Consider the following 5,359-nt stretch of genomic DNA (forward strand, 5'->3'; position numbering starts at 1 on the left):
CTCGCTCGCCCGCGCCGCCCTCTCCGGCCACAAGAACTGGCAGCGCACCTGGCGCGACGCCAGCCCGAAGGGCCGCTACGATGTGGTGATCATCGGCGGCGGCGGCCACGGGCTGGCGACGGCATGGTTCCTCGCCAGCGAGTTCGGCATGCGCAACGTCGCGGTGCTGGAAAAAGGCTGGATCGGCTCCGGCAACGCCGGCCGTAACACCACCATCATCCGCTCCAACTACGGCTTGCCCGGCAATACCGGCTTCTACGAATTGTCGATGAAGCTCTGGGAGCGGATGGAGCAGGACCTCAACTACAACGCGATGGTCAGCCAGCGCGGCGTCATCAACCTCTACCACTCCGACGCCCAGCGCGACGCCTATGCGCGGCGCGGCAACACCATGCGCATCAACGGCATCGACGCCGAATTGCTCGACCTCGCGGCGGTCAGGAAAATGATGCCGTTCCTGAACTTCGACAATGCGCGCTTCCCCGTGCAGGGCGGGCTGCTGCAGCGGCGCGGCGGCACGGCACGGCACGACGCCGTCGTGTGGGGCTACGCGCATGCGGCCAGCGAACTCGGCGTCGACATCATCCAGAACTGCGAGGTCACCGGCTTCACGCGCGATGCCAACGGCAAGGTGACCGGCGTCGAGACCTCGCGCGGCCGCATCGGCGCCGGCAAGGTCGGCATGGCGGTCGCCGGCTCCTCATCGCGCGTCGCGGCCATGGCGGGCCTGCGCCTGCCGATCGAAAGCCATGTGCTGCAGGCCTTCGTCTCGGAAGCGATCAAGCCGCTGCTGCCCAATGTCATGACCTTCGGCGCCGGCCACTTCTATGTCAGCCAGTCGGACAAGGGCGGCCTGGTCTTCGGCGGCGACATCGACGGCTACAATTCCTACGCCCAGCGCGGCAACCTTCCGGTCATGGAGGATGTCTGCGAGGGCGGCATGGCGCTGATCCCGATGATCGGCCGCGTCAGGCTGCTGCGCCAGTGGGGCGGCATCATGGACATGTCGATGGACGGCACGCCGATCATCGACAAGAGCCCTGTGGAAGGGCTCTATCTCAATGCCGGCTGGTGCTATGGCGGCTTCAAGGCGACGCCCGGCTCCGGCCTGGTCTTTGCCCATCTTCTCGCTCGCGATGAGTCGCACAAGGAAGCCGCGCGCTTCCGCCTGGACCGCTTCCAGCGTGGCGCAATGATCGACGAAAAGGGCCAGGGCGCCCAACCGAACCTGCACTGAAGGCCCTGCCATGCGCATAGTCTGTCCCTTCTGCGGCGAACGCGAACTCGGCGAGTTCACCTATCTCGGCGACGCCAAGCCGCAACGCCCAGCGCCGGAAGCCGGCGAGGACGCCGTCTATGAATACGTCTACCTGCGCGACAACATCGCCGGCTCAATGAGCGAGCACTGGTATCATGGCGGCGGTTGCCGGGCCTGGCTGAAGGTCACCCGCAACACGCTGACGCATGAGATTTCAGCCGTCGCGCCCGCGGCTGGCGCCGGTGCCGCAAAGGTTGGCGCGTGATGGTCGGCGGCGCGCAGACACACCGGCTGGCGAATGGCGGTCTCATCGACCGTTCGACGCCGCTGAGCTTCCGCTTCGACGGCAAGACCCTGCTTGGTTTCCAGGGCGATACGCTGGCCTCGGCGTTGGTCGCCAACGGCGTCAAGCTGGTCGGCCGTTCGTTCAAGTACCATCGTCCGCGCGGCATCCTGACGGCGGGATCGGAAGAGCCGAATGCGCTGGTCGAATTGCGCAGCGGCGCCAGGCGCGAGCCGAACACCAAGGCGACGACAGCGGAACTGTATGACGGTCTCGAGGCCGCCAGCCAGAACCGCTGGCCGTCGCTGCGCCACGATTTTCTGTCGGTCAACCAGCTGTTCGCGCCGATCTTCGTCGCCGGCTTCTACTACAAGACCTTCATGTGGCCGGCAAAGTTCTGGGAGGCGATCTACGAGCCGGCGATCCGCCGCGCAGCGGGGCTGGGCCGCGCCGCCGGTATCGCCGATCCCGACCATTACGACAAGGCGTGGGCGCATTGCGACGTGCTGATCGCAGGCTCCGGCCCGGCGGGACTGGCGGCAGCGTTGGCTGCCGGCCGCTGCGGCGCGCGCGTCATCCTCTGCGAAGAGGATTTTGCCCTCGGCGGCCGCCTGCTCGCCGATGGCGGCACGATCGACGGTCTGCCCGCTGCCGAATGGATCGCGCGCACGCTGGACGAGCTTGGCTCGATGCCCGATGTCCGCATCATGACGCGCACGACGCTGTTCGGCGTCTATGACGGCGGCACCTATGGCGCGATCGAGCGCGTCAACGACCATCGGTCGGTGCCGCCGGAGCACCAGGTGCGGCAACGGCTGTGGCGCATCGTGGCGAAGCGCAGCATTGTCGCGGCGGGCGCGATCGAGCGGCCGATCGTCTTTGCCGGCAACGACACGCCCGGCGTGATGATGGCGGCCGCCATGCGCAGCTATGTCGGCCGTTATGCAGCAACGCCAGCAAAACGCGTCGCGCTGTTCACCAACAACGAGGATGGCTGGCGCACGGTCGAGACGGCGCTCAGCACAGGGCTGCAGGTCGCGGCAGTGATCGACGCGCGGCCGGATGTCTCGCCGGCTCATCGCGCGCTTGCTTCCAAGAACGGCTTCGCGGTGCTCAACGGTTCGGTTACCGGCGTCGACGGCGGCAAGGATGGCGTGCGCAAGATCGCCGTCTCGCTGAACGGCGGCGCGCGCGCCGAGGTCGACGCCGACGGGCTTGCCGTCTCCGGCGGCTGGAATCCTTCGGTCGGGCTGACCTCCTATCATCGCGGCCGGCCGAAATGGCGCGACGACATCGCCGCGTTCGTGCCGAACGGCGCGCCGCCCGGCATGGTCGCCGTAGGCGCCGCCAACGGCGCCTTCGGCCTCAGCGCTTGCCTGCGCGAAGGGTTTGAGGCCGGCGCCGCTGCCGCAAGCGATAGCGGGCGCGGCGGCACCGCAGGTTCATCGCCGATCGCCGACGACGAGACCTTCTCGCTCACCCCGCTCTGGCATGTCGCTGGCAAGGGCAAGGCCTTCGTCGACCAGCAGCACGACGTCACCGCCTCCGATGTCGAACTGGCGCAGCGCGAAGGTTTCGAATCGGTCGAGCACCTCAAGCGCTACACCACACTCGGCATGGCGACCGACCAGGGCAAGACCTCCAACATTGCCGGCCTCGCCATCATGGCGGCGGTGAGCGGCAAATCGATCCCGGAAACCGGCACGACGATCTACCGGCCGCCTTATGTGCCGGTCGCCATCGGCGCCTTCGCCGGCCACCACCGCGACGAGACCTTCCATGCGACGCGGCTGACGCCGTCGCATCACTGGGCGGCCGAGCAGGGCGCGGTGTTCGTCGACACCGGTTTATGGAAACGGGCGCAGTGGTACCCCCGCGCGGGCGAAAAGGACTGGCTGGAGTCGGTGACCCGCGAGGTCAAGGCGGTGCGCGGCGGCGTCGGCTTCTGCGATGTCTCGACGCTGGGCAAGATCGACGTGCACGGTCCCGACGCCGGCGTCTTCCTCGACCGCGTCTACATCAACAGTTTTTCGAACCTCGCCGTCGGCAAGGCGCGCTACGGGCTGATGCTGCGCGAAGACGGCATCGTCTACGACGACGGCACGACCTCGCGGCTGGCCGAGGATCACTATTTCCTCACCACCACCACCGCCAAGGCCGGGCTGGTGATGCAGCATCTCGAATTCTGCCGCCAGGTGCTGTTCCCCGAGCTCGACCTGCAGTTGACCTCGGTCTCCGACCAGTGGGCGCAGTTCTCAATCGCCGGGCCGAAGACCCGTGACCTGCTTCGCGAAATTGTCGATCCCTTGGAAGACCTGTCGAACGAAGGTTTTCCGTTCATGGGCGCGCGCGAAGTCGCCTTGCGCGGCGGCATCAAGGCCAGGCTGTTCCGCATTTCGTTCTCCGGCGAGATGGCGTTCGAGATCTCGGTGCCGGCGCGCTACGGCGAGGCGCTAGTGCGCAATCTGATGATCGCGGGTAAACCGTTCGGCGTGACACCCTATGGCACCGAGGCGCTCGGCGTGATGCGCGTCGAGAAGGGCCATGTCGCCGGGCCGGAGCTCAACGGCACCACAACCGCCGCCGATCTCGGCCTCGGCAAGATGATGTCGACCAAGAAGGATTTTATCGGCCGCGTCATGGCCGGGCGCGAGGCGCTGGTGGCGGCGGACCGGCAGGTGGTCGTCGGCATCAAGCCGACCGACAAGGCGCGGCGGCTGCGCTCCGGCGCGCATGTCATTCCGAAGGGCGAGATCCCCGGCCCCGGCAACGACCAGGGCTATGTCACCTCGGCCTGCTTCTCGCCGACACTCGACCAGTGGATCGGGCTCGGGCTGGTCGAACGCGGCCGCGAGCGCATCGGCGAGATCGTGCGCGCGCACGACCCGCTGCGCGGCGAGGAGTACGATGTCGAACTCTGCAATCCCGTCTTCTACGATCCGGAAGGAGGGCGCCAGCGTGGCTGAGTTTTCCTGGGACGTCCGCAGCCCGCTGGACCGCGCGCTGGTCGCCGGCCCTTATGGCGCGCAAGGCGAAGCCGGCGTGGCGCTGACCGAGATCCGAAATTTCGACCTCGTGCAGATCATGGCGCGGCGCGGCAAGGCCGCCGACATGGCCAGGGCCTCGAAGGCTCGCTTCGGCGCGGCGACGCCGGAAACGCCGAAGGCGGTCGGCACCGCCGACGCGACGCTGATCTGGTCCGGACCGGATCAGTTTTTCGTGCTGTCGAAGGGCGGCAGGCACGGGATTGAGGCGCTTGCCTCGGTCTTTGCCGGTTCGGCTTCGCTTTCCGACCAGTCGCATGCGCGCGTGCTGATCAGCGCATCCGGGCAGAGAGCGCGCGCAATGCTCGCCAAGCTATCGTCGATTGATCTGCATCCCTATGTGTTTGCGATTGGCTCCGCTGCTGCAACCTCGATGGATCACACCAGCGTCACGCTGTGGCGGGGTGGTGATCGCGGCGGACAGGCGGTGTTCAACCTGCTGGTGTTTTCGACCTTCGCCGAAAGTCTCTGGCACACCATTCTCGATTCGGCTGCGGAGTATGGCGTTACGATCGCGCATTCCGAGGAACTGGTGTAGCGCATGTGCGCGCACTCTCCTTCTCCCCCTGTGGGAGAAGGTGGATCGGCGCGTTAGCGCCGAGACGGATCAGAGGTGCGCGACGGAGTGAGACGCCGGCGTTCCTTCGCGCACCCCTCATCCGTCGTCTTCGGCGACACCTTCTCCCACAGGGGGAGAAGGAGGAGCCGGCGCCATCTCCACCTTGCCAAATCCAACCCCGCTGCTATTCTTGCTGCTAAACTAATTTCACACAC

General features: G+C 66.9%; 4 protein-coding genes. All 4 read left to right on the plus strand.

Going from position 1 to position 5,359, the window contains the following annotated elements; genetic code table 11:
* A partial coding sequence (locus EN745_RS29180) for a sarcosine oxidase subunit beta family protein (RefSeq protein WP_127422835.1) occupies positions 1-1,237 on the plus strand: 1,237 nt, incomplete at its 5' end.
* A 10-nt stretch (positions 1,238-1,247) separates the two neighbouring features.
* The gene (locus tag EN745_RS29185; RefSeq protein ID WP_127422836.1) at positions 1,248-1,523 is read left to right on the plus strand and encodes a sarcosine oxidase subunit delta; all 276 of its coding nucleotides are present in this window, start codon (positions 1,248-1,250) and stop codon (positions 1,521-1,523) included.
* Positions 1,523-4,507, plus strand: a complete 2,985-nt coding sequence (locus tag EN745_RS29190; RefSeq protein ID WP_127422837.1) for a sarcosine oxidase subunit alpha — start codon at positions 1,523-1,525, stop codon at positions 4,505-4,507. The genes EN745_RS29185 and EN745_RS29190 overlap by 1 nt, the downstream gene beginning before the upstream one ends.
* Positions 4,500-5,123, plus strand: a complete 624-nt coding sequence (locus EN745_RS29195) for a sarcosine oxidase subunit gamma family protein (RefSeq protein ID WP_127405681.1) — start codon at positions 4,500-4,502, stop codon at positions 5,121-5,123. The genes EN745_RS29190 and EN745_RS29195 overlap by 8 nt, the downstream gene beginning before the upstream one ends.
* The last annotated feature ends 236 nt before the right edge of the window (positions 5,124-5,359 follow it).

It is taken from the genome of Mesorhizobium sp. M4A.F.Ca.ET.022.05.2.1 (assembly GCF_003998845.1).
Lineage (GTDB): Bacteria > Pseudomonadota > Alphaproteobacteria > Rhizobiales > Rhizobiaceae > Mesorhizobium.

What these genes read in the sequence shown, in the direction of transcription:
- EN745_RS29185 (WP_127422836.1), top strand. Translation starts at nt 1,248, where the DNA reads ATGCGCATAGTCTGTCCCTTCTGCGGCGAACGCGAACTCGGCGAGTTC.
- EN745_RS29190 (WP_127422837.1), top strand. Translation starts at nt 1,523, where the DNA reads ATGGTCGGCGGCGCGCAGACACACCGGCTGGCGAATGGCGGTCTCATC.